The sequence below is a fragment of the Porticoccus sp. genome, from assembly GCA_023261185.1.
GTDB lineage: Bacteria > Pseudomonadota > Gammaproteobacteria > Pseudomonadales > Porticoccaceae > Porticoccus > Porticoccus litoralis.
Genome location: JALRJN010000032.1, coordinates 1 through 3,829, shown reverse-complemented (window position 1 = coordinate 3,829; position 3,829 = coordinate 1). Strand labels below are relative to the sequence as shown.

General features: G+C 52.4%; 5 protein-coding genes and 1 tRNA gene. 3 read left to right on the top strand and 3 right to left on the bottom strand.

Features of this window, described 5'->3' with window-relative positions:
- The 3 genes from ACYZYZ_RS02515 to ACYZYZ_RS02505 all read left to right on the top strand — a co-directional run.
- Nucleotides 1-696: M3 family metallopeptidase (locus ACYZYZ_RS02515; RefSeq protein WP_461483130.1), on the top strand; the 696-nt coding region annotated here is incomplete at its 5' end.
- Between the two features lie 29 nt (nt 697-725).
- Nucleotides 726-1,316, top strand: a complete 591-nt coding sequence (locus tag ACYZYZ_RS02510) for a hypothetical protein (RefSeq protein WP_461483129.1) — start codon at nt 726-728, stop codon at nt 1,314-1,316.
- The gene (locus ACYZYZ_RS02505; RefSeq protein WP_461483128.1) at nt 1,313-1,627 is read left to right on the top strand and encodes a DUF1840 domain-containing protein; all 315 of its coding nucleotides are present in this window, start codon (nt 1,313-1,315) and stop codon (nt 1,625-1,627) included. Before ACYZYZ_RS02510 ends, ACYZYZ_RS02505 begins: the two co-directional genes overlap by 4 nt.
- On the opposite strand, the gene ACYZYZ_RS02500 is transcribed toward ACYZYZ_RS02505, so the two are convergent.
- From ACYZYZ_RS02500 to ACYZYZ_RS02490, 3 genes are all read right to left on the bottom strand, one after another.
- On the bottom strand, nt 1,617-2,375 hold the full coding sequence (locus ACYZYZ_RS02500; RefSeq protein ID WP_461483127.1) for a spermine/spermidine synthase domain-containing protein: 759 nt from the start codon (nt 2,373-2,375) through the stop codon (nt 1,617-1,619). The two genes, ACYZYZ_RS02505 and ACYZYZ_RS02500, sit on opposite strands and share 11 nt — an antisense overlap.
- Nucleotides 2,376-2,387: 12 nt before the next feature.
- The gene (locus ACYZYZ_RS02495; RefSeq protein WP_461483126.1) at nt 2,388-3,596 is read right to left on the bottom strand and encodes an outer membrane beta-barrel protein; all 1,209 of its coding nucleotides are present in this window, start codon (nt 3,594-3,596) and stop codon (nt 2,388-2,390) included.
- Between the two features lie 33 nt (nt 3,597-3,629).
- Nucleotides 3,630-3,714: transfer RNA gene (locus tag ACYZYZ_RS02490), tRNA-Leu, on the bottom strand.
- Nucleotides 3,715-3,829: the final 115 nt, after the last annotated feature.

The following is a 3,829-nucleotide window of genomic DNA, read 5'->3' as shown; positions in this document are numbered from 1 at the left end:
GTCGGTGACAAGCCCGCTACATTCTCGCACGATGACGTCATCACACTGTTCCACGAAACTGGCCACGGCCTGCACCACCTGCTCACGCAGATTGAAGACATAGCTGTCTCCGGTATTCATGGCGTGGAATGGGATGCCGTCGAGCTGCCATCACAGTTTATGGAGAACTTCTGCTGGGAATGGTCGGTACTGCAGGATATGACCGCCCACGTCGATACCGGAGCGCCGCTGCCACGTGCCCTTTATGACAAGATGCTTGCCGCCAAGAACTTCCAGAGTGGACTCTTCACATTACGCCAGCTGGAATTTGCGCTGTTCGACCTTCTCATCCATAGCGATCCCACCTGCAGCACACCCGTGCTCGAGACCCTAGCCAAGGTACGCGAGGAGGTCGCTGTCATTCTTCCACCCGCCTGGCACCGCTTCCCGAATAGCTTCTCGCACATCTTTGCTGGCGGCTATGCAGCGGGCTACTACAGTTATAAGTGGGCCGAGGTTCTATCCGCCGATGCATTCGCAGCTTTTGAAGAAAGCGGTGATCCGGTCGACCCGGACACCGGCGCCCGATTCCTCAAAGAAATCCTCGCTGTCGGCGGCTCCCGACCGGCCATCGAGTCTTTCCGTGCTTTCCGCGGCCGAGATCCGCAGGTCGACGCACTGCTGCGTCACTGCGGCATGACGGCAGAAACTGCCTGAAGCAACCACTTCATAAAGAGCCAGAAAATATGGAAACATTGACGAGCGCACATACACTTGAACTTTTACCCTTCTTCAAGAACTTACCGCTTGCCATCATCGGTCTTTTCTTGGCCTTGTGGATCAACGTATTCTTTTTGCGCCGGATCGCCATCAATTTCGAAATTAGAGGCCGCGCCTGTCTCAATAGAAATAATCCGAATGGCGTCTTCCACTATTATTTTCTGGCAATTACCTATCTCATGATTGTCCAGATCATGGTCATCATTTTCTGGGGTATCGCTCTCTATGGCTTATCGCTGATCAAAGATCCCTTGGAAGCGATTATGTTTGCAGGTAGCTGCTATACCACCATGGGCATCGTCACAGAAGTCATGCCCACGGGCTGGAAATTCATCGCCATTATCATTGCACTGTCCGGGCTTTTTGCCATTGCGCTTGCGACCTCGACGATGATTAATATGTCCACACTATTCCGGAGAGCCTGGCTGGTTAAACACGCATCAAAGATTGAAGCCATACTTCAACGCGAACATATCGATATTCCGGACTTCATGTCTATTGAAGAAACGATCAAAGTCAAGGCTGAAATCAAAAAGCCCGAAACACCCAAGTCATGAGCCTCATCAAATTCCAATCGCCTACCCAGGGCAGCGTCATCATGTTTGGCGAGAACGCCCAGACACTGCTGGAAACACTCGATCTGCCCATCCAGGGAGAAATGACTACGGCGCAACTGCCTGCTTATATGGCGCGCCTCAAAGCGGCAATTGAAGCAGATAAGGCTTCCAATCCGGTCATCTGGCCAGAAGACCTCAACACAGAAGAAGATGAGAATGCGCCCGTTCTAATCCGCTTCTCACAGCGGGCCGCACCGATGGTTCAGCTGATGGAACGCTGCATCAGCGCAACCGAGCCGATCAGCTGGTAATACCGAAAGGCAGCCCGGGCGCTTCAGAGATCATGCGCTCAACCAGGCCCCGCAAATCAAGGTTGCAGGACTCTGCCAACAGTAGCGCACGGGTACGGAGTGCACTCTCATCCAGAGATACAGTATCTTGCACGGACGTCAGTGCAATCACATTGCCGCCGGGTGTTTGTGGCAATAATCGGATCCGGCCATCAAATGCCGTTGTAAGTGTGAGGCAGGCCTCCAGAAAACCTGAACTGCGGCTCAGCAGGTTCGCCACCAGTACACCAGAGGGCTTCAACAGACTCCGGCAGTGTTGATAGAAACCAAGCGTCTCCAGATCACCAGTTTTACTATCTGCATCAAAGCCATCGACCAGGATCAGATCAAACGTCTGCGCTGCCTGAACAACCCATTGGGCGCCATCTGCGATCACCACATTCAATCGCTCCGAGGGTGGTGGCAGCTGGAACATCTGTCGTGCCGCCCCAACCACAGCCGGCGATAACTCAACGACTATCTGGCGTGCTTCAGGCAGGTAGCGATGAATAAAACGTGTCAACGAACCTGCGCCCAACCCGATCTGCAAAATACTCAAGGGCATCGAAGGCCAGGTCGGCGACAGGATCAATGCGGCCATCATCTCGCGGGTATAGGCCAGCTCCAGGTCCCATGGACGGCTGACCCGCATCGCACCCTGTACCCAGTCAGAGCCGAAATGTAGGGTGCGCACACCGCGGGATTCACGAATCTCAATCGACAAACTCATGATATTTGTTGGTTAGTACAGCACACCTGCCTCTATCATTACTCGCGTCTGATTATTATTCATACCGTTGGAACCAAATGCTGCACCCTGGAGCGGATTAAACGCTTTAACGTAGCTCAGCTCACCTCGGGCGAAAACTTTTCCCCACTGCACAGTCGGGGTTAACGTGCCCGACCATGCGGCACTGCCTGGCCCATACATCAAACCAGCGGAATTACTCGCAAGGTTACTGTTTCCGTAGCTCGACTGATATTCAAAACGGGTAGGTATCGACACATGGAATTTAGGCTCTCCCCCGTTCTGTAACGGGGTCACGTGATAGACAGATAACAATGCAAAGCCTAAAGTCTGCGATTGTCCATTAATACCGATGGCCATATTCATCGGGACGTAGGTGTACTGCATGTAAGGCATCACACTCCAGCGATCCGTCTGGTACTGGTAGATCAGATTCGCAATCTGAGAGTTGTTCTGCAACAGAGGGGTTGCCGTTGTGTTTTGGGCATTGCCCGACATGGAGCCTGTCCAACTGACTGTCAGATTACTGTTATCACCAGTTTTAAGGCCGAATGAGCTACCTAACCAGTTATACACATCAGAATAGGCACCGTTATTCCAGGCCAATGACGCGGAGAAAACGCCTTCAGCAAAGTTCAACTGCATTCCCTGAGTAATCACGTTGGTCTGACTCCAGAGCAACCCACGCTGAATATTCATGTTCTGGAAGGTGAATGCCGACTCGCCGCCACCGAGCGCTGCCATTTTGCCAACAGATAGCGACCAATTCTCGTTGGGCGTCAACGACACATAGGCCTGTGGCAAGTAGTTGTAGTAGGACTCCGTTGTTGGTTGTGCTCGCATGAACGGTACTCCGAGCGCAGGCATGGCATATAGGCCCGTTTGAGCCAGAAATTGGACCGGACCACTGGTTTTCTGCACAATCATCTGTGCATTCGAGAAACCCGAATAATCGCTACTATTCGACGACACGGGATTAGTCTGGCGCAGAGTAATTCCACTTGCCACACCCTGCACAGACCAATTGCCATAGGTTTCCGAATCCAGCGCAAGCATATTCGGCGTGAAGGCTAACGTATTACTCATGGCAAGGGCCAATACCGGGCCTGTTGGTTCCGATAGTGTTTGAGCAAAACTTTGTGATAAACCCAGCAAGCCTGATATTAAAAACAACCACCGGGTGGCTTTAGCGCAGAGTTTCATAACTGCACCGCCTCAAAAGGGCTTCTAAAATTATGGTGCCTCGGGTCGGAATCGAACCGACACTCCTTTCGGAACCGGATTTTGAGTCCGGCGCGTCTACCAATTTCACCACCGAGGCACGCGAACGGCATTATACACGTGAGTTTGGCTCTGTACCCTTTATACTTGCGCCCCATGAGCGCAAATGCATCCAACGCCCTTTCCAGACTGAGTGATTACGACTTCGAGCTGCC